This window comes from Microbulbifer sp. YPW16 (assembly GCF_021290385.1).
GTDB classification, from domain to species: Bacteria; Pseudomonadota; Gammaproteobacteria; order Pseudomonadales; family Cellvibrionaceae; genus Microbulbifer; species Microbulbifer zhoushanensis.
The window spans coordinates 3,814,177-3,833,848 of record NZ_CP089928.1 but is presented as its reverse complement, the minus strand read 5'-3'; the positions used below and the strand labels follow the sequence as shown (position 1 = coordinate 3,833,848).

Sequence of the window (19,672 nt, the reverse complement as noted above, 5' to 3'; positions counted from 1 at the left end):
TTTCCGGCCGGGCACTGCCCGGCCACTTGCCGCCGACGATGATCCCAAGGAACTGTCCGATGCAGCTGGCGAACACCCCCTACTTCACCCGCCCCCTGTTCTTCTTCGACCAGGCCCGCTTCCGGCGCGCCCTGGCCGCCGGTGACAAGCCGGCCCTGGAAATTTTCAAGGATGCTGCCGGCGCCGCCGATACGCAGATGGAACAGCGCTTCCGCGAGGGCGAGGATGTACGCACCCTGGTGCACGAGCGGGCACTGTTCGTCGACTGCCTGCTCCACTACGCCTGGCACCAGTACCAGTGGCCCGCGGGCATCAGCCTGCTGGCCGTGGGCGGCTATGGCCGCGGCGAGCTCCACCCCCACTCCGATATCGACCTGCTGATCCTCACCGACGGCCAGCCCGACGGCCATGTGGTGGACAATATCGAACGCCTGGTGGCTTTCCTCTGGGACCTGGGGCTGGACATCGGGCACTCCGTACGCACCCTCGAGCAATGCCTGGAGATGGCCGGCCGCGATATCACCGTGGCCACCAACCTGATGGAATGTCGCACGGTGGTTGGCGACGACCAGCTGCGCGCGCAACTGGCCGGGCGCATGACTCCCGACAGGCTGTGGGCAGCCGATGAGTTTTTCGCTGCCAAGGTCGCAGAGCAGAACGAGCGCCACCATCGCCAGCAGGGCTCCGAATACAACCTGGAACCCAACATCAAGAATGCCCCCGGTGGGCTGCGGGACATCCAGACCATTGGCTGGGTAGCCAAGCGCTATTTCCGTGTGCGTACACTCAAGCAGCTGCAGGGCAAGGGATTCTTCACTGAAGAGGAATTCGGCATCCTGCAGTCGGGTGAGGACTTCCTCTGGCGCGTGCGCTACGGCCTGCATTTGCTGGCCGGGCGGGCCGAGGAGCGACTGCTGTTTGACTACCAGCGCGAGCTGGCCAGGCAGTTCGGCTACGTCGACACCGACACCCACCTCGCGGTTGAGCAGTTCATGCACAGCTACTATCGCATCGTAATGGCCCTGCGGGAACTCAACGACGTACTGCTGCAGTTCCTCGACGAGGCCATCCTGCAACGCGGCCAGAGCGAGAGCGTCACCCCCATCAACGAGCGCTTCCAGCTGCGCGACAACACCATCGAGGTGACCCAGACCCGGGTATTCACCGAGGACCCGTCCGCATTGCTGGAGATCTTTGTGCTTACAGCGGAAAACCCACGGATCGAGGGAGTACGCGCCTCCACCATCCGCCTGATCCGCGAGCACCGCCACCTGATCGACGACCACTTCCGAGCCGACCCCCACAATGCGGAACTGTTTATGCAGTTGCTGCGTTCACCGCGCGGCCTGTCCACCCAGCTGACGCGGATGACCCGCTACGGCATCCTCGGCCGCTACCTGCCCGAGTTCGGCCGCGTCACCGGCCAGATGCAGCACGACCTGTTCCATATCTATACCGTGGACGCCCACACCCTGCAGGTAGTGCGTAATATGCGCAGTTTCCGCGGTCCCGAGGCCTGGGAGAAGTACCCCATCGCCGCCGAGATCCTGGCGCGGTTGCGCCGGCCAGAGCTGCTGTATATTGCCGGCCTCTACCACGATATCGCCAAGGGCCGCGGCGGCGACCATTCCATCCTGGGAATCCGCGATGCTGACGCCTTCTGCCGTCGCCACGACCTGCCCGCCCGCGATCGCCGGCTGGTGTGCTGGCTGGTAGAGAAACACCTGCTGATGAGTGCCGTCTCGCAAAAGCAGGACATCAGTGATCCGGAGATAGTGCACAGCTTTGCCCGCGAGGTTGGCGATCGCGAGCACCTCGACTACCTCTACGCCCTCACCGTGGCCGACATCAACGCCACCAATCCCGAGCTCTGGAACAGCTGGCGCGCCAGCCTGATGCGCCAGCTCTACCAGGCCACCCGCCGCGCCCTGCGCCGCGGGCTGGAAAACCCGATCGACCGCGAGGAGATCATTGAAGAGACCCGGGCACAGGCCAGCGAAAAGCTGCAGGCCATGGGTCTGCCGCAATCCTCGGTGGAGAATATCTGGTCCCAGATGGGCGAGGACTATTTCGTCCGGGAAAGTGCGGACAACATCACCTGGCACACGGCAGCGATCCACCAGCTGATCTGCGCCAACGAGAAAGGGGAGACCAGTGACACCCTGGTTCTGACACGGAACTCCGGCCCCGGCGAGCACGATGGGGCCACGGAAATCTTTGTCTATACCCCCGACCGGGCCAACGTGTTCGCGGCCGTGGTTACCGGCCTCGACATGCTCAACCTGAATATCCACGATGCCCGCCTGTACAGCTCGGCTGCAGGCTACACCCTGGACACCTTCTACGTGCTGGACGAATCCGGCCAGCCACTGCTGGAGGATCCGGCAAAACTGGAGCAGATCCGCACCACACTGCAGGAGGAGCTGGCGCTGGTGGAGGACTACTCGAAAGTGATCAAGCGCCGTACGCCACGGCGCCTGAAGATGTTCGAGCTGGAGACCCGCGCCCACCTGACTACCGAGCCTGGCGATCACTACAGCACCCTGGAAATCACCAGTGCCGACCGGCCGGGCCTGCTGGCACGCATTGCACGGATCTTTGTCGACCACGACCTGCAACTGCATAACGCCCGGATCTCCACCCTGGGTGAGCGTGTCGAGGATATCTTCCATATCACCGACGCGGCCGGGAACCTATTGCAGGACGAGGAGGCCAACCGGCAACTGGAGGAAGCCATCTGCCGGGAGCTGGATGCGCACCAGACAATCCAGCAGGCACCGTAAGCGGTTACACTGCCAACCTGCAGGCACTTTGACCACATTGAAAAACAACGCCGTGCACCGCCACGACGCCAGGCTGGCATAGATTGCCGGAGACGAAAGCGACGCACCGCAATGCGCCGCCACAAAAAAGAAAGACTGATGAACCCTAACCTGGAAAAGCTACAACCCTACCCCTTTGCCAAGCTGGCGAAGCTGAAAGCCGGCCTGGTCCCGGCCGACCAGCCGCACATTGCGCTGTCGATCGGTGAACCCAAGCACCCCGCACCTGATTTTGTCCGCGAGACACTGGTGGCGCACCTGGACCAGCTCTCCGCCTACCCGGCAACCAAGGGGCTCGACGACCTGCGTGGCGCCATCGGCGACTGGCTCCGCGCGCGGTTCGGGCTGGAGCATGTCTGCCCCGATACGCAGGTTTTACCGGTCAATGGCACCCGCGAGGCGCTGTTCGCCTTTGCCCAGGCTGTCGCTTCACCGGGCAGCAGGGTTCTGATGCCCAACCCTTTCTACCAGATCTACGAGGGCGCGGCCCTGCTGGCAGGGGCTTCGCCCTTCTTCCTGAATTGCACCGCGCAGACCGGCTTTCGTCCCGACTTCGGCGCAGTGCCGGCAGGGGTTTGGCGGGACTGCGACCTGCTCTACCTGTGTACGCCGGGAAACCCGACCGGGGCGCTACTGGACGAGGATGCGCTGCGACAGTTGATTGACCTCGCCGATCGCCACGATTTCATCATTGCGTCCGACGAGTGCTACTCGGAACTGTATTTCGATGAGGACGCCCCGCCTCCCGGGCTGCTGCAGGCCTGCCGCGCCATGGGCCGGAATGACTTCAGTCGCTGCGTGGTCTTTCACAGCCTCTCGAAGCGCTCCAACCTCCCGGGCCTGCGCTCGGGGTTTGTTGCCGGCGACGCGCAGGTACTGGAAAAATTCCTGCTCTACCGCACCTACCATGGCTGCGCCATGCCACTGCCGCACCAGCACGCCTCCATCGCCGCCTGGCGCGATGAGACCCACGTGAAGGAAAACCGGGCGCTATATCGGGAAAAGTTCGCCGCAGTACTTGAAACCCTGGACGGCTGCCTCGATGTTTCAGCACCCGAGGCAGGCTTCTACCTCTGGCCCCGCGTCGGCGACGGCGAAGGATTTGCCCGGGAACTGTTCCGGCAGCAGAACATCACCGTGTTACCGGGCAGCTTCCTGGCGCGCGAGTCCGGTGGTAGCAACCCGGGCCGGGAATATGTACGCATGGCCCTGGTAGCGACACTGGAAGAGTGCATAGAGGCCGCCCGGCGTATTCGCGCATTCTGCGGCTGATCCCGGACAGCTCCGGGCAGCCGGGGCCATCGGCCCCTCATCGGTGCATAAAAACCAGTAGACGGCCCGGCGCCGTTTACAGGCAGAAGACAGAACTTCATGGCAGTAAAAAACTTACTCAAGCAGGAACGGGTCGACTTTATCCTGGACAAGCTCGAGGAGCTCTACCCGGAAACCCCGGTCCCGCTCGACCACAGGGATCCGTACACTTTACTGGTGGCGGTGCTGCTCTCGGCCCAGTGTACCGATGAGCGCGTCAACCAGGTCACACCATCCCTGTGGCAGCTGGCCGACAACGCTGCGGATATGGCCCGGGTTCCAGTGGAAAAAATCCAGCAGGTAATCCGCCCCTGCGGCCTGTCACCACAAAAGGCCAGGGCGATCAGCAAGCTGTCCCAGATCCTGGTTAACGAGTACCACGGCAAGGTGCCCGAGAACATGGCCGCACTGGAAACCCTGCCTGGCGTGGGCCATAAAACCGCCAGCGTGGTGATGGCCCAGGCGTTCGGCCACCCGGCTTTCCCGGTGGATACCCATATCCACCGGCTGGCACAGCGCTGGGGGCTTACCAGCGGCAAGAATGTGGCGCAGACCGAGAAGGACCTTAAGCGCCTGTTCCCCCGGGACCGGTGGAACCGCCTGCACCTGCAGATCATTTTCTACGGCCGGGAATATTGCTCCGCGCGGGGCTGTGACGGCACCGTGTGTGAAATCTGCACCACCTGCTACCCGGCACGCAAGAACCCCAAGAAAACCAAGAAGGCATAGTGGTATTCGAATGATTACTCTCTACGGCATCAAAAACTGCGACACCGTGAAAAAAGCCCGCAAATGGCTTGAAACCAACGGGGTCGAATACCGTTTCCACGATTTCCGCGAGGACGGTATGGACAACGTGCCGCTGCAACAGTGGCTGGAAGACTATGGCTGGGAGCAGGTGCTGAACCGCCGCTCCACCAGCTGGCGCGCACTCGAAGATACGCAGAAGGAGACCATGGACAACCCATCGGCCCTCACTGCCGCGCGGGAAGCCCCCACCCTGATCAAGCGGCCGGTCACCGTATCCGGCCAGGGCGTCCTCTTCGGTTTCAGGGAAGCGGCATTCAAAGAACTGGTCAATTAAGGAAGCATTCACCCATGAGCGATACATACAGCATCGGATTCGGCGTCGGCACCTGTAACCGCAAAGGCGAGTGGCTCGAGGTTTTTTACCCCCGGCCCATGCTCAAACCCGACGCGGCAGTGGCAACGGCTGTCAGGGAAACCCTCGGTATAGACAGCGGTAACCAGAGTGCTGCCCTGGACCCGGCCCAGCTGGAGCCCCTGGCGGAACGAATGGAAGCGGCCGGCGCCGGAGATCAGGCGGAAGTGCTGCGCCAGTTTGCCAGCACCCAGCGGCCGCTGGTGGCGGTGTTCCTGCAGGACGACACCGCGCCGGAGTCGGTGCCCGAGGCCTACCTCAAGCTGCACCTGCTGTCCCACCGCCTGGTGAAGCCCCATGAGACAAAACTCGATGGTATTTTCGGCAAGCTCGTCAATGTCGCCTGGACCAACCAGGGCGCCATCGACCTGGAAGAGCTGCCCCAGCGCCAGCTGGAAGCGCGCCTCAAGGGCGAGCTGCTGGACGTGGATTGTGTGGACAAATTCCCGAAGATGACCAACTACGTGGTCCCCGGCGGCGTGCGCATTGCCCACACCGCCCGTGTGCGCCTGGGCGCCTACCTGGGGGAGGGAACCACCATCATGCATGAGGGCTTCGTCAACTTTAACGCCGGCACCGAAGGCCCCGGCATGATCGAGGGTCGCATCTCTGCAGGCGTCTTCGTCGGTGCCGGTTCTGACCTCGGCGGTGGCTGCTCCACCATGGGCACTCTGTCTGGTGGCGGCAACATCGTGATTTCTGTGGGCAAGAACTGCCTGCTGGGCGCCAATGCCGGTATCGGTATCCCCCTGGGCGACCGCTGTACCGTGGAGGCAGGACTCTATCTCACCGCCGGCACCAAGGTGGCCCTGCTGGACGACACTGGCAAGCTGGTTGAGCACGTCAAGGCCCGTGACCTTGCCGGCAAAACAGACCTGCTGTTCCGCCGCAATTCCACCAACGGCGCGGTGGAGTGCCTGACCAACAAGAGCGCAGTAGAGCTCAATGAGGCGCTGCACAGCAACTGACACCGGTGCCCGGCGAGCGCTGCAGGCAGTCGCTCCCCGGGCTGCCCTCAGGGACAGCTACTGCCCCTGTTCACTGCTTGATTTATCCAGGGGATAAAATGCAAGGGCCAGCCGGAAACAGCGGTTCGGCTCTTCCCCCTCCCCCTCGGCATGTTCGCCCAGCCACTTTATGTAGTCGAAAACCGCATCAATCCGCCGGCGCAGCTCGTCGATATGCTCCTGTTCGGCGTTAACAGCCAGATGGCCGAGAACCGCCTCATCTTCTGCATCGACCGCCGCCACGCTCGGAAACAGCTCAGCCATCTCCCTACCGGTTCCCGCGAACATTTCCAGCAATACCCCCGGTACATCCCCACCGGCGGCCTCCCCGGAGAATAACTGCGGATCAACCTGGAAGGATTTGGCGATAGCCTCGTAGTACTGCTCGACGGTGCCGCGATTCTGCTGGTTGCGGGTCTTGCGGATCAGCCCGGCCCTCTCCAGCATCTCCACATGGTGGTAGAGTTTTGTGGGTCTCTCTCCCAGGTTTTCTGCCACTTGCTTGGTGGTGAACTCGCCACCACAGAAGACCATCAGGATGCGGCTGCGCAGGGGATGCGCCAATAATCGCACCTGCTCCAGGTCGTTCAGGATATAGCCGCCACTCTCACTCACAGATTTCTCTCCCCATTACCCATGTCCGGCGGATACTAACACACATTCAAACTGTTGCTATTATTCAGTAAAGAATGAATAATCACCGCCTGCTTAATAATCAAGCATAACTGAATAAAACAGAGGACGTTACCGTGACAGACGCCAACCTGAGTAAAAGGACACCCCCCGCGAAACCATTCTGGCTCCTCTGGAGCTGCCAGGCCCTGTCATTGCTCGGCAGCCAGGCGGTGCAGTTTGCCCTGATCTGGTGGCTTACAGCAGAAACGGGCTCAGCAGCCACACTGGCTACCGCAGCAGTTGTCGGTCTTCTCCCCCAGGTCCTGCTCGGCCCTCTCATAGGGACCTTCGTGGACCGCTGGGACCGAAAGTACATCATGCTGGTCGCCGACGGCGCCGTCGCACTGGTCTCCGCTTGGCTGGCCTACCTGTATTTCACCGACGCCATCGGGGTCTCCCACCTCATGGTGGCACTGGGCCTCCGGGCTATCGGGGCCAGTTTTCACTCCGCAGCAATGACAAGCTCGACGACCCTGATGGTGCCTGCATCCCTTCTCAGCCGAATCCAGGGCCTCAACCAGGCCCTGCAGGGTGGCGCGCCCCTGCTCTCGGCCCCCCTGGGCGCCCTGTTGGTGGCGGCCCTGCCAATGAGCAGTATCCTGCTGGTTGATGTCATTACAGCACTGGTCGCCATCACGCCCCTCGTTTTCATCCGGGTTCCACAGCCGGCTACGAGCCAGAGCACAGACAGTTCATTCCTGGGGGACATGGCCCTGGGCTTCCGGTACCTGGGGAAACATCGCGGCCAGCTTTACCTGCTGTGCGGGGCCGCCGGCGTTAACCTTGTCGCTGTGCCCGCGTTCGTGCTGCTGCCGCTTTTTGTCATCTCTGAATTGCAGGGCACAGCACTGCAACTCGGCTGGCTTGAAATGATTTTCGGCGCCGGTTCTATCGCCGGGGGCGTGCTGCTGGGAATCTGGGGTGGATTCGAGCGGCGCATCGTTACCGCACTTTTCGGGCTCGCCGCGATGGGAATAGCGGTGATCAGCCTGGGCCTGGCGCCCGCCGAGATATTTTCTGCGGCCCTGGTCTCCATGCTGCTGGTTGGCACAGGCACGTCTTTAGTCAACGGATCCATTCACGCGATTCTCCAGGCCACGGTTCCGCCCGATTACCAGGGCCGCATCTTTACGCTGGTGGCAAGCGTGGCAGGTGCAATGACCCCCCTTGGACTCGCGCTGGCAGCACCTGTGGCAGAGGTAATGGGTGTCCGCTTCTGGTACCTGGCCGGTGGCGTCACCTGCCTGGTCGCCGCAGGCGCCGCCACAATGGTCCGGGCGATTATGGAAATAGAGACAACAGCCACGCTACCCGAAGACCCGGCCAGGATTTCCGTCGAGTCCCCGGGGCCGGGCTAACAACAGCTTGCTGACAGCATGAGAAATAGCTAGGGTGCCAGCGGGCAGTCTCGTGCCCCGGCCCCCCGTCAGACACTATGGAAGAATCATGACACCGACCCTGAAACTTGCCAGCGACCTGATCCGCCTTCGTTCCGTCACCCCCGACGATGCCGGCTGCATGCCGCTGATGCTTGAACGCCTGGAAAAAATCGGCTTCACAACCACGTACCTCCGCCGTGGCGACACCGACAATTTCTGGGCTGTGCGCAACGGCGGCGGCGCGGGACCGCTATTTGCTTTCGCCGGCCACACCGACGTGGTACCCACCGGCCCCGAGGACAACTGGAAACACCCTCCGTTCGAACCGGTCATTGAAAATGGCTACCTCTATGGCCGCGGCGCCGCGGACATGAAAGGCTCGCTGGCGGCAATGGTCATCGCCTGCGAAGAGTTCATCGCCGCGCACCCCGACCACAATGGACGCATCGCCTTCCTGATCACCAGCGACGAGGAAGGGCCGGCCACCGACGGTACCGTCAAGGTAGTCGAGTGGCTGCAGGAACAGGGAGAGAAAATTGACTGCTGCCTGGTGGGGGAGCCCTCCAGCACCGATCGGGTCGGCGACGTGATCAAGAACGGGCGCCGCGGCTCCCTGGGACTCGAACTCACTGTCTTCGGGACCCAGGGCCATGTGGCCTACCCTCACCTGGCGGCAAACCCCGTGCACATGCTGGCCCCGGCACTGGCGGAGCTGGCTGCGGAAAAGTGGGACAACGGCAATGAGTTTTTTCCGGCCACCAGTTTCCAGGTATCCAATATCAACGGCGGTACCGGTGCCACCAACGTGATCCCCGGCGAAGTCAAAGTCATCTGTAACTGGCGCTTCTCCACCGAGACCACGTCAGAGCAACTGCAACAGCGCGCCTGCGCGATTCTCGATTCACATGGCCTCAGGTACGAGGCCAACTTCAAGCTCTCCGGCCAACCTTTCCTGACTGCTGCCGGCCCGCTGGTGGAAGCAGCCCAGTCGGCGATCGAGTCTGTCTCGGGCGAAAAGACACAACTGTCCACCGCCGGCGGCACCTCGGACGGTCGCTTTATCGCACCGACCGGCGCGCAGGTGGTGGAACTGGGACCGGTCAACGCCACTATTCACAAGGTGGATGAATGTGTACGCGCAGAGGACCTGGATCGCCTTAAGGATATGTACCGTGAAATACTGTGTAATCTGATGCTGTGACACAGTTCACCCGGCCGGCTTGTCCGGCCCGGGGCCTGTTGCATAATGGATCCGATACCTGAATAGGAAGCCCATTATGCAAGGACGCCGGTTGATGCTGGTTTTTCTGTTGTTTTTGTCACTGCCAACCTGGGCTGCATCCCGGGTGCCCCTTGGTGACCTGGTAAAACACGCCGAGATCCAGCAGGTAAAACTCTCCCCTGATGGCAGCCATATCGCAGTGCAGAAATTGCATGAGGGCGAGCGGGTGCTGGTTTTTATGTCACTCTCCCCTCTCGAGGTGACCGGCGCCCTGCGCTTTCGCGGCAAGGAAGAGGTCGGCGACTTTTACTGGGCCAACGATGAGCGCGTGGTCGCCGAGGTAATTTCCCGGCGGGCCGCCCTGGAGGCGCCTGTCAGCTATGGCTCCCTCTATGCAATCAACTACGATGGCTCCCGGGGCAAGAATATCTTTGGCTGGGCAGCCGGCGAGAACCAGGCCGGCTCCCGTATAAAGCGGGCAGAAAGCACCCGGGCACGCGCAACCCTGATCGATACCCTGCCCGATGACGACAGGGAAATCCTGGTTTCCACCTATCCCTGGGCCCGGGACTGGGAGACCCACGGCGAAGTCCTGCGTATCAATATATATTCCGGGGTGAAGGACCGCGTTGTAGGCCTCCCGCAGGTAGGCGGGCGCGCCTTCACCGATGGCCGCGGCGAATTATTGTTTGCCAATGGCACCAACCGTTCGGGCGATTACCAGCTGTACCGCAAGAAAGAGGTTGGCTGGGAACAAGTCGGGAACCCGCTGCTGGAAACCGGCACACCGGTAGGGTTCGATCACGAGGCAAACGCTGCCTACCTGGTTATCAACCGGGCGGGCAAGACCGAGCAGCTGGTGCGGCTGCAGATGGAAACCGGTGAAGTCACCCCGGTGTACAGTCACGAATTCACCGATATCACCGAGGTGATCCACGAGCCGAGCTCGGGCCGGCCCGTGGGTATCTACCTCGACCCGGGCAAACCAAAGGCAGAGTTCTTCGATGAGAACGGTGGCTTCGCGGCATTCTTCCGTGGCCTCAAGAAAGCCTTTGCCGGATACCGAATCGACTTCACCAGCTTCAGCGAAGACGGCACCAGGGGCGTGCTCCGTGTGTCCGGTGACCGGCTGCCCGGCGATTACTTCCTGGTAAACCTGGAATCCAGGAAGGCGGACTTCCTGCTGCCGTCGGCCGAATGGCTGCAGCCAGACCAGTTGAACCCGATGCAGGCGGACTCCTTTACCACCGAGGATGGCCTGCGTATCGGCGTCTACCTGACTTTCCCCCGGGACCGCGGGGAGAACCTGCCGATGGTGGTGATGCCCCACGGCGGCCCCCACGCCCGCGACTACTGGCGCTACGATCGCGAGGCGCAGATCCTGTCCCAGAATGGCTACCTGGTATTGCAGGTCAACTTCCGCGGCTCCACAGGTTACGGCGATGCGTTCTTTGATGCAGGCCGGCGCGAATGGGGCGAAGACATCCAGCAGGATATTGCCGACGCCGCCCGCTGGGCGGTGAAACAGGGTTACGCCGACGGCGACCGGATCTGCATCTTTGGCGCCAGCTTTGGTGGCTACTCCGCGATGATGAACCCCATTCGCTACCCCGATCTCTACCAGTGCGCAGCAGGTTATGTGGGCGTTTACGACCTGGCGATGATGTTCGACCGGGGAGATATACAGCGGCGGGACCGTGGCATCGCCTACCTTGCCGAGGAGCTCGGCGAGGACGAGGCATTCCTGCGGGCCCATTCACCGCTGCACAACACCGCAGAGCTGGACCTGCCACTGTTTATTGCCCATGGCGGCCAGGACGAGCGCGCGCCGGTCGAGCACGCCGAAGCCCTGCTGGAGCGGCTGGAGGAGGAAGGACGGCAGGTGGAAAGCCTGATCGTACCGGATGAGGGACACGGCTTTTACAGCGAAGAGAACAACCTGAAACTGTATCGCCAGCTGCTGGCATTCCTCGACCAGCACATCGGTGTGGGTGCCACCGAGAAGAACCGGAAGGCAAGGGACTAGTTACGCACCGGGTGCGGGCGCCTCAGTGGAGGCGTCCGCGCGAACCACCGGGTACATGTTGCTGCGGCTCTTCCAGGCCGTGGGTCATGACAAAGTAATAGGCCACCTGTGGCTGCCCCTGCACCTCTACCAGCAAGTCAAAATTGAATTCGCCCTTTTCGCCAGGGCTCACCTGCACGGTGTTCACATGCTCCGGCTCGATAAACAGTTCAGCCACCAGGCGCTTGCCCCGCACCACCTGGACCAGCAGCGTGCGCGCATCCTCGCGACTGAACCGCCAGTGGTAATCGTCGTCATCGTAAACCACCGAGTCGGCGGTACCGGCCCGCAGGATACAGTTGGGGTGGTCGGCCAGCCATGCCCAGAACTCGTCAAAGGGTAGTGTCGTCTGCATGGCGGGCTCAGTCATCCAGCGCGGCAACGCTGTCCGCGCCACCCGGCAGGCCGAATTCCCGTGCGATCTGGCGGCACCACTGGTTCAGGCGGCCCGCGGTCAGCTCTTCCTGCTGGTCCTCATCGATGCCCAGCCCGACAAAGCGGCCCTCACCCTCAATCTCGGCCTTTGAGGCCTCGAATTCGTATCCCTCTGTCGACCAGTGCCCCACAATTGCAGCGCCGTTGGCAACGATCACATCGTGCAGCATCCCCATGGCATCGAGGAAATAGTCACCGTAGCCAAACTGGTCGCCCAGCCCGAATAGCGCCACGGTCTTACCGGTGAAGTCGATCTCCTGGACATCTTCCCAGAACTCCTCCCAATCGGACTGGATCTGGCCGAAGTCCCACGTGGGGATACCGAAAATGAGCTGCTCGTACCCGGCGATTTCAAGCTGCGTGACATCGGCAATATCATGCACTTCCACACGCTCCTCGCCCAGGCGGGCGCGGATACGCTCGGCCACACCCTCGGTGTTGCCCTCATCACTGCCAAAAAACAAGCCGATCTTGCTCACAAACACTCCTATCAACAGACTTTCACCGCATGCGAACACCCATGACCAGATGGTCAGGCTGCACCGCCTGGCGAGGCGCGGTATTTTCCCAACAATACCTGCCTACAGCAAGCGCGGCTGCCGACAGTCACCTGGCCGTACCGCCAGGCATAAAAAACCCCCGCATGGCGGGGGCAAGGATGGCGCGTCGGCCGGGCAGTTGGGGCGCGCCCGGCACTTCGCACAGGACGGTTACTTGACTGATTGGATAGCGCTTTACTCGCTGTCGGTGCGCTGCTTGCGACGCTCCTTCCAGCGCTCCTTGCGCTCACTATGCATTTGCTCGAGCTTGGCCTTCTGCTCGTCAGTGAGGATTGCCTGGAACTGCTCGTGGCGCTCGTGCCGCTGTTGCATCTTCTTGATCTCGAGTGCACCCAGTTTTGCCGCCAGGCTGTCCAGGGTCGCCTGGTCTGCCCCCGAATCCAGGGCCTCACGAACCTGGCTGCGCAGCTCGTGCATCTCCTTGCGGAGTTCGCGCCGCTTCTCCCGACCGGCCTCACGATTGGCCTCCAGCTGCGCCCTCTGGCCCTCGGTAAGCTCCAGCTTGTCAGCCATGCGGTCAAACATCTCCTGGTGGTGATGCCCCTTGCCATGGTGATTTCCGTGGTCACCCGCCAGCGTAATGCCGGGAACAGCGACGGCCGAGGCCAGGACCAGGCTACCTGCGAACTTCTTCCAGTTGCTCCGCTGCATAACTGATTCCTCTCAATCTGGTGTGAGTTGTTCTGTGTCGGTAGGTGCATAGTAGGCCCGCACGGGGTAAATGGGGGCAAAGGGGGGTAAACAACTGTTAAGAACGGTAAAACGCCCCGGCTGCGGCAGTCCACGGGGGCGGGCTATGAATATAATGACCGCACTGAGATCATGGAATCCGATATGAACCGAATCCTGCTGGTCGACGACGACCGAGAACTGACCGACCTGCTAGACGAGTACCTCTCCGGCGAGGGCTTTGGGGTAACCGTAGCCAACGATGGCGGTCGCGGGCTGGAGCTGGCCCGCAGCGAAGGCTTCGATGCACTGGTCCTGGACGTCATGTTGCCGGTGCACAACGGTTTCGAATTGCTGCGCAAACTTCGCGAGGAAGGCGGTGCAGCGGGGTCCCTGCCAGTGCTCATGCTTACCGCCAAGGGAGACACCGTCGACCGTATCGTCGGTCTCGAAATGGGCGCGGACGACTATCTGCCCAAGCCCTGCAACCCGCGCGAGCTGGCGGCACGGCTGCGCGCCGTGCTCCGCCGCGGCCGCGCCGAGCGCCCGGCGGACGAGGACCAGTTGAGTAGTGGCCCCCTCAGCCTGCGCCCATCACAGCACCAGGCCTTCTGGCACGGGAGCGCCCTGTCCCTCACCGGAGCCGAGTTCTCAGTGCTGAAAGTCCTGGTCCAACGTGCCGGGGAAGTGGTCAACAAGGAGACGCTGACCGAGAGTGCACTGGGCCGCAAGCTGATGCCCTATGATCGCTCCATCGATGTCCACGTGAGCAATATCCGCAAGAAGCTGGCGGAGCACGGCGCCAGTCGCGACCTGATCATCAATATCCGCGGGGCCGGGTACATGCTTACCGAAAGCGCGGAAGCCTGATGCGCAGCCTGTTCTGGAAAATGTTTTTCGGCGCCTGGCTGACTGCCATGGTGATGGTGGTTACCACCATCTACGTCACCCACATGGGCGAGTTTGGCGACCCCCGGCAGAAAGACCGCTGGGAAGTCTCCGCCATGGTGGGTGAACTGACGCGCAACATGCGCCGGGCACGCCGCCACGGCCCGATGCACTTCCGTCACTGGCTGGAACGCCAGCCCCCCGAGTTTCGCGACCGCGTATTCGCCCTGGGCCCTGGTGGAACCGAGATCCTCGGGCGCCCGATCCCGTCCGATATGGCGCCACTGTTCCAGAACCTGCACTTTCGCAACCGCGAGCTGCGCATGATGGTGGAGAACAAACCCACGGTGGGGTTCTTTATTCCCCTGCGCGAGCGCGGTGGCCTGCGCGTGGCGTTTATCGCCGGCAAGAGCAAGCAGGAACTCCTGTTACTGTTCCTGTGGCGCAACTTCTGGCCCATCCTGCTGCTGTCGATGCTCGCCTCCGGTGCCGTCTGCTACTGGCTGGCGCGGTACCTGAGCCGTCCCCTGGACAAGTTGCGCACCGCCACCAGGCGGGTCGCCGCCGGTGAACTGGACTACCGGGTATCCCCCGCCCTGGAAAAACGCGGCGACGAACTGGCGGACCTGGCACGGGACTTTGATTCCATGACCGCCCAGGTACAGGAATCAATGGCCGAGCAGCGCAGGTTGATCAAGGATGTCTCCCACGAGCTACGCTCGCCGCTGGCGCGCCTGCAGGTCGCGCTGGGTATCGCCCGGCAGAAGGATACCCGCGGCCTGGACCCGGAGCTCGAGAAGATCGGCAAGGCAGCGGATTACCTGGAGGAAATCATCGCCGATATTCTCTCGCTGCCGGTGGCAGGTGGCGAAGAGCGCAAGCTGGACGATGTGGTGGAGATCAACGGCCTGCTCAGTGCACTCAAGGAGGACCTGCGCCACGAGGCAGAACAGAAAGGCATTGCCATCGAGCTCACCCCCTCCGGGGGCGAGCTGCTCGTGGCCACCCGGGGCAGCAGCCTGACCGCAGCGCTGGAGAATATCCTGCGCAATGGAATCAAGTACAGCCCCCGGGACAGTCGCGTAATCGCCACAGTGCAGGTCACCGGCGAGACCTGCCGTATCCGCGTGCAGGACAGTGGCAGGGGCGTCCCGGAAGAAGAACTCACGGCCATTTTCCGGCCCTTCTACCGCACCGATACCGCCCGCACCCGCGAAAGCGGTGGCGTCGGCCTGGGCCTTGCGATTGCCCAGCGCACCATCCAGCAACACGGCGGAAAAATCTCCGCCAGTAATGCCGCTGGCGGCGGGCTTTGCGTGGAAGTGATGCTGCCGCTGGTCGCGTTCGATATGTAGCCAGTTCACGCGGCGGTCGTGTACACGTTGGCCTGTGGCCGGCGAGGCGCTAAACTCCGCGAAGAAAACCGATAATTGAAAAAGGCCCCGCTATGCGCTGGATTCTCTACATCATTGGACTGCTCGTGTTGCTGGTCCTGGCCGGCTTCCTGTTCCCCCGTGAAGTCACCGTCGAACGCAGTGTCTATATCAACAAGCCACCGGCAGCGATATTCCCGACGCTGAATAACCTGCGCAACTTCAATAACTGGTCGCCGTGGTATTCCATCGACCCGACCACCGACTACATCTACAGCGGCCCCGGTGAGGGCGTCGGCAACAAGATGTCCTGGAGCAGCGAAAACCCCAATGTGGGCCGCGGCAGCCAGACCATTATCGACAGCCAGACCAACTCCATGGTGCGCACCCACCTGGACTTCGGCGCCCAGGGTACCGCCATGGCCGAATTGCAGCTGGAACCACAGGGCAGTGGTACCAACGTGACCTGGAACTTCAACAGTGATATGGGCAGCGGCCCCATTGCCCGCTGGATGGGCCTGGTCGTGAAGAATATGGTGGGCGAATCCTACGAGCGCGGCCTCAACAAGCTCAAAAACTATATCGAGTCATCTGCCGATACCCCGGAGGCCGCAGCCGGGAGCGAGGCGGAGGTCGACAGCGGTTCGGACGAGGCCCTCACGCCCGAGTCCGGGCCCGACTCCGGCATGGAAGTCGACCCGGGCGATATGGACGGGGATATGGAGACGGAAATTATCCAGGAAGAGAGTGAGGAGGCAGTGGAGGAAAACCGCCACGGTCGCTGAGGCAGGAATGCCAGGGCAGAAAAAAAGCCCACACATGTGGGCTTTTTTATTACGTCAAGGGTAACCGGGCAAACAGTTCAGTCCTTGCTCCCGGGCTTCGCGGCCCTGCCCGGCTGGCGCCGTTGTGCCGGCGGCTTGCGCAGCTTGCGGCGCTGTCGCTGCAGGCTCTGCTTTTCCGCCTGGGTCAACGGGCGCTGGCCCAGCTTGGGTAATCCCGCAGTAACACAGAGATCATCGATATCCGCCGGCTCCATCTCGATCCACTGGCCAACACGCACCTGGGACGGAATAAATACATTGCCATAGCGGACTCGCTTGAGACGGCTTACCCGCACGCCCTGGGACTCCCACAGGCGCCGCACCTCACGGTTGCGCCCCTCCATCACCACGCAGTAAAACCAGCGATTATTCCCCTCACCGCCGCTCTCCACGATATCGGTAAAGCGGGCCACACCATCATCCAGCAATACGCCGGTGCGCAGGCGCTCTTTCATTTCATCGTCCACATGACCCTGGATGCGCACCAGGTACTCCCGGTCGATCACCGACGAGGGGTGCATCAACCGATGTGCCAGCTCGCCGCTGTTGGTAAACAACAACAGGCCGCTGGTATTGAAATCCAGGCGACCAACGGAAATCCAGCGCCCGGAACGCAGGCGCGGCAGTCGATCGTAGACGGTAGGTCGCCCCTCCGGGTCATGCCGTGAGCAGATTTCCCCTACCGGTTTGTTGTAGAGGATTACCCGGCACCGCTCCTCCTCCTGGAGTCCCACACGCTTACCATCGAGTTCAATCCGGTCCTCATCGCTAACCCGCTCGCCAAGCTTCGCCACCTGCCCGTTGACTGTGACGCGGCCGGCCTCGATGGCTCGCTCCATCTCGCGCCGCGATCCCTGTCCGGCGCGTGCCAGGACTTTCTGCAGTTTTTCGCCCGCAGGCGCGGTACCTTCACTCATGTATTCGTATTTTCCGGTTGCGCAGTTTCCTGCGATTCGCCCTCACCGGGCTCTTCTTCCGCTTGCTCGGCATCCACAGTGCCACCAAACAGCGCGCTGGCTGGCAGGGAAGCGGCGATGGACTGGCCATCTGCCCCGGGCGCCCCGCCGGAGGTTTCCTCCGCGGCGGCAGTTCCAGTATCGGCCACAGTTTCGATACCGGTTCCAGCGCTTTCGGGCATGCCTTCATCGACAGTATCGTCACTCCCGGCCACTGCGGGTGCATCCTCGTCGACGCCGACCGTCTCCCCGACCGTCTCATCGTTCTCATCCAGCCCATGCCCGGCGGCAGCATCTTCCATGCTGGCCGGCCTCACATCCACATCGGGCCCATCCTCACCGACAATGTCGTCGATCGTGCCCGCGGGATTTTCCCCGGCGACCACAACGGGTTCAGCATCATTCTCTGCGGGATCAGCCGCATTCCCGCTGTCGGCCCCGCCATCTGCTTCAACGGATTCCTCACCCTCAACGTTCACCCTCCCGGGATCCACGCCATCGAGGTCGGTAGCATCCACACCGGCTTCGGTGGCTTCTGTCGCGGTCTCTTCCCCGGCCGCAGTTTCAGCCTCGATCGCGCTGTCGGCAACCTCGCCCTCAGCGGACTCGGCTTCCACGCCGGGCTCGCCACCAGCCTGTTTGACGGGTGTACCGTCACCCAGGTCGAGCGACTGGTTGAGGCTCTCGATATCGCGGATCTCCGCCAGGGTGGGCAGGTCGTCGAGGCTGCGCAGGTTAAAGTAGTCCAGGAACTCCCGCGTGGTGGCGTAGAGGGAGGGCTTGCCGGGCACATCGCGCTGCCCCACCACCTTGATCCAGCCGCGCTCTGTCAGTGTCTTGACGATATGGGAGCTTACCGCCACACCGCGGATCTCCTCGATATCGCCGCGGGTGATCGGCTGGCGATAGGCGATGATCGCCAGGGTCTCGAGAATGGCGCGCGAGTATTTCTGCGGTTTTTCTTCCCACAGGCGGTTTACCCATGGGGCCAGGTCTTCCGGCACCTGGAAACGCCATCCACTGGCCACCTGGCGCAGCTCAAAACCGCGCTCGGCACCACTGTCGGCAATGTCCTGCAGGACCTGGCGCAACTCACTTTTCTCGGGCCGCTCGCCCTCGTCAATCAGGGACAGCAGCTTGTCTTCGTTCAGCGGTTGTCCCGCTGCCAGCAGGGCGCCCTCAACGATACGGCGCAGCAATTCGGGGGCGATGGTCATCTCTCGTTCTCTGGGTCCAACCGGCCCGCGCTCCTGGCGCGGGCCTGCCAATGTCTGGGTCTGTATTGTCAGCGTTACTGTGCGCGCTGGTTAGCGGCCGGGGCTCTTCAGTCCAGCGCTCCGGCAAAGGCCTCTTCGCCGGCCATCTCCGGTGCCTCGTCCGCGGGCTCGGTCACCTGGTCCGGCTCCTGGCCGGCCGCGCGGACATGAATGGGGCCAAAGGACTCATTCTGCACCAGCTCGACCAGTGATTCTTTCATCAGCTCCATAACCGCCAGGAAAGTCACCACCACGCCGAGGCGCCCCTCCTCCACGGTAAACAGGCTGACAAAAGGCACAAACTGGCCGTGGCGGATCCGGTCCAGCACCTGGGTCATCCGCTCGCGGGTGGACAGTTTCTCCCGCTCCACCTGGTGGCTCTCGAACATGTCCGCCCGCCGCAGCACCTCGGCCAGCGCCACCATCACCTCCTTGAGGTCCACATCCGGGTCCGGACGGGTGATATTGCGGTCCGGTGCCTGCGCGGCAGCCTGGTGGATATCGCGGTCCATGCGGGGCATTTCGTCGATATCCTCTGCAGCGGTCTTGAAGCGCTCGTACTCCTGCAGCCGCCGGATCAGGGCTGCGCGGGGATCCTCCCCCTCCTCTTCCTCGGCCGCCGGTGGCCGCGGCAGCAGCATGCGCGACTTGATCTCGGCCAGCATGGCCGCCATCACCAGGTATTCCGCCGCCAGCTCAAAGCGTATGGCGGTCATCATATCCACATACGCCATGTACTGCCGCGTGATATCGGCGACATTGATCTCGAGGATATCCAGGTTCTGGCGACGGATCAGGTACAGCAGCAGGTCCAGCGGCCCCTCGAAGGCCTCGAGGATCACTTCCAGGGCATCCGGGGGAATGTACAGGTCGGATGGCAGGTCGGTAAAAGCCTGGCCCTGCACCATAGCAAAGGGCATTTCGTCCTGGCGCGGGTGGGTTTCGCCATGGGCACCGGTCTCTCCGTCGGCACTGCCGTCATCGTCGGTGCCGTCCTCAACCACGGTTTCAGCCCCGGCAATCTCGGCCAGCACCTGCTCCTCGGCCTCGGCTAGTAACTCTTCACTG

At 62.4% G+C, this 19,672-nt stretch carries 18 protein-coding genes; 11 read left to right on the top strand and 7 right to left on the bottom strand.

Annotated features, from left to right (window positions below; translation table 11 throughout):
* Window positions 1–59: 59 nt before the first annotated feature.
* From LVE68_RS16610 to dapD, 5 genes are all read left to right on the top strand, one after another.
* Window positions 60–2,783, top strand: coding sequence for a [protein-PII] uridylyltransferase (locus LVE68_RS16610; protein WP_232941558.1), 2,724 nt, complete (start codon window positions 60–62; stop codon window positions 2,781–2,783).
* 138 nt (window positions 2,784–2,921) lie between these two features.
* The gene (gene dapC, locus LVE68_RS16605) at window positions 2,922–4,094 is read left to right on the top strand and encodes a succinyldiaminopimelate transaminase (protein WP_232941557.1); all 1,173 of its coding nucleotides are present in this window, start codon (window positions 2,922–2,924) and stop codon (window positions 4,092–4,094) included.
* 99 nt (window positions 4,095–4,193) lie between these two features.
* A complete protein-coding gene (gene nth, locus LVE68_RS16600; protein WP_232941556.1) occupies window positions 4,194–4,862 on the top strand; it encodes an endonuclease III in 669 nt (222 codons plus the stop codon).
* 10 nt (window positions 4,863–4,872) lie between these two features.
* The gene (locus LVE68_RS16595) at window positions 4,873–5,217 is read left to right on the top strand and encodes an ArsC family reductase (RefSeq protein WP_232941555.1); all 345 of its coding nucleotides are present in this window, start codon (window positions 4,873–4,875) and stop codon (window positions 5,215–5,217) included.
* Between the two features lie 14 nt (window positions 5,218–5,231).
* Window positions 5,232–6,263 (top strand): 2,3,4,5-tetrahydropyridine-2,6-dicarboxylate N-succinyltransferase, encoded by a 1,032-nt coding sequence (gene dapD, locus LVE68_RS16590; protein WP_232941554.1) that lies wholly within the window; start codon window positions 5,232–5,234, stop codon window positions 6,261–6,263.
* Window positions 6,264–6,320: 57 nt separating this feature from the next.
* Here the strand turns inward: dapD and LVE68_RS16585 are convergent, their stop codons facing one another.
* On the bottom strand, window positions 6,321–6,917 hold the full coding sequence (locus tag LVE68_RS16585) for a winged helix-turn-helix domain-containing protein (protein WP_232941553.1): 597 nt from the start codon (window positions 6,915–6,917) through the stop codon (window positions 6,321–6,323).
* 134 nt (window positions 6,918–7,051) lie between these two features.
* Here LVE68_RS16585 and LVE68_RS16580 point away from each other — a divergent pair, with 134 nt between their 5' ends.
* The 3 genes from LVE68_RS16580 to LVE68_RS16570 all read left to right on the top strand — a co-directional run bounded on the left by LVE68_RS16580 (window position 7,052) and on the right by LVE68_RS16570 (window position 11,604).
* Complete coding sequence (locus tag LVE68_RS16580) at window positions 7,052–8,335, top strand: MFS transporter (protein WP_255701144.1); 1,284 nt, start codon at window positions 7,052–7,054, stop codon at window positions 8,333–8,335.
* A gap of 88 nt (window positions 8,336–8,423) precedes the next feature.
* Window positions 8,424–9,557, top strand: coding sequence for a succinyl-diaminopimelate desuccinylase (gene dapE, locus LVE68_RS16575; RefSeq protein ID WP_232941552.1), 1,134 nt, complete (start codon window positions 8,424–8,426; stop codon window positions 9,555–9,557).
* 94 nt (window positions 9,558–9,651) lie between these two features.
* Window positions 9,652–11,604, top strand: a complete 1,953-nt coding sequence (locus tag LVE68_RS16570) for an alpha/beta hydrolase family protein (RefSeq protein WP_232941551.1) — start codon at window positions 9,652–9,654, stop codon at window positions 11,602–11,604.
* 22 nt (window positions 11,605–11,626) lie between these two features.
* Here LVE68_RS16570 and LVE68_RS16565 read toward each other — a convergent pair whose 3' ends face one another.
* The 3 genes from LVE68_RS16565 to LVE68_RS16555 all read right to left on the bottom strand — a co-directional run bounded on the left by LVE68_RS16565 (window position 11,627) and on the right by LVE68_RS16555 (window position 13,289).
* On the bottom strand, window positions 11,627–11,998 hold the full coding sequence (locus tag LVE68_RS16565) for a hypothetical protein (protein ID WP_232941550.1): 372 nt from the start codon (window positions 11,996–11,998) through the stop codon (window positions 11,627–11,629).
* Between the two features lie 7 nt (window positions 11,999–12,005).
* Window positions 12,006–12,557 carry a flavodoxin gene (locus tag LVE68_RS16560; protein ID WP_232941549.1) on the bottom strand — a complete coding sequence of 184 codons (552 nt, stop codon included), beginning with the start codon at window positions 12,555–12,557 and terminating at the stop codon, window positions 12,006–12,008.
* Window positions 12,558–12,812: 255 nt separating this feature from the next.
* Entirely contained in the window at window positions 12,813–13,289 is a 477-nt protein-coding gene (locus LVE68_RS16555) for a Spy/CpxP family protein refolding chaperone (RefSeq protein ID WP_232941548.1), read from the bottom strand.
* 183 nt (window positions 13,290–13,472) lie between these two features.
* Between LVE68_RS16555 and LVE68_RS16550 the strand changes: the two genes are divergently transcribed.
* From LVE68_RS16550 to LVE68_RS16540, 3 genes are all read left to right on the top strand, one after another.
* Window positions 13,473–14,177, top strand: coding sequence for a response regulator transcription factor (locus tag LVE68_RS16550; RefSeq protein ID WP_232941547.1), 705 nt, complete (start codon window positions 13,473–13,475; stop codon window positions 14,175–14,177).
* Window positions 14,177–15,550 carry an ATP-binding protein gene (locus LVE68_RS16545; protein ID WP_232941546.1) on the top strand — a complete coding sequence of 458 codons (1,374 nt, stop codon included), beginning with the start codon at window positions 14,177–14,179 and terminating at the stop codon, window positions 15,548–15,550. The genes LVE68_RS16550 and LVE68_RS16545 overlap by 1 nt, the downstream gene beginning before the upstream one ends.
* Before the next feature lie 92 nt (window positions 15,551–15,642).
* Window positions 15,643–16,353 carry an SRPBCC family protein gene (locus tag LVE68_RS16540; RefSeq protein ID WP_232941545.1) on the top strand — a complete coding sequence of 237 codons (711 nt, stop codon included), beginning with the start codon at window positions 15,643–15,645 and terminating at the stop codon, window positions 16,351–16,353.
* A gap of 77 nt (window positions 16,354–16,430) precedes the next feature.
* Here the strand turns inward: LVE68_RS16540 and rluB are convergent, their stop codons facing one another.
* The 3 genes from rluB to LVE68_RS16525 all read right to left on the bottom strand — a co-directional run bounded on the left by rluB (window position 16,431) and on the right by LVE68_RS16525 (window position 19,608).
* Window positions 16,431–17,309 carry a 23S rRNA pseudouridine(2605) synthase RluB gene (gene rluB, locus LVE68_RS16535; RefSeq protein WP_232941544.1) on the bottom strand — a complete coding sequence of 293 codons (879 nt, stop codon included), beginning with the start codon at window positions 17,307–17,309 and terminating at the stop codon, window positions 16,431–16,433.
* Window positions 17,306–18,565: an SMC-Scp complex subunit ScpB gene (gene scpB / locus LVE68_RS16530; RefSeq protein ID WP_232941543.1), complete on the bottom strand. Its 1,260-nt coding sequence runs from the start codon at window positions 18,563–18,565 to the stop codon at window positions 17,306–17,308. The genes rluB and scpB overlap by 4 nt, the downstream gene beginning before the upstream one ends.
* A 107-nt stretch (window positions 18,566–18,672) precedes the next feature.
* Window positions 18,673–19,608 carry a segregation and condensation protein A gene (locus LVE68_RS16525; protein WP_233006734.1) on the bottom strand — a complete coding sequence of 312 codons (936 nt, stop codon included), beginning with the start codon at window positions 19,606–19,608 and terminating at the stop codon, window positions 18,673–18,675.
* Window positions 19,609–19,672 lie beyond the last annotated feature (64 nt).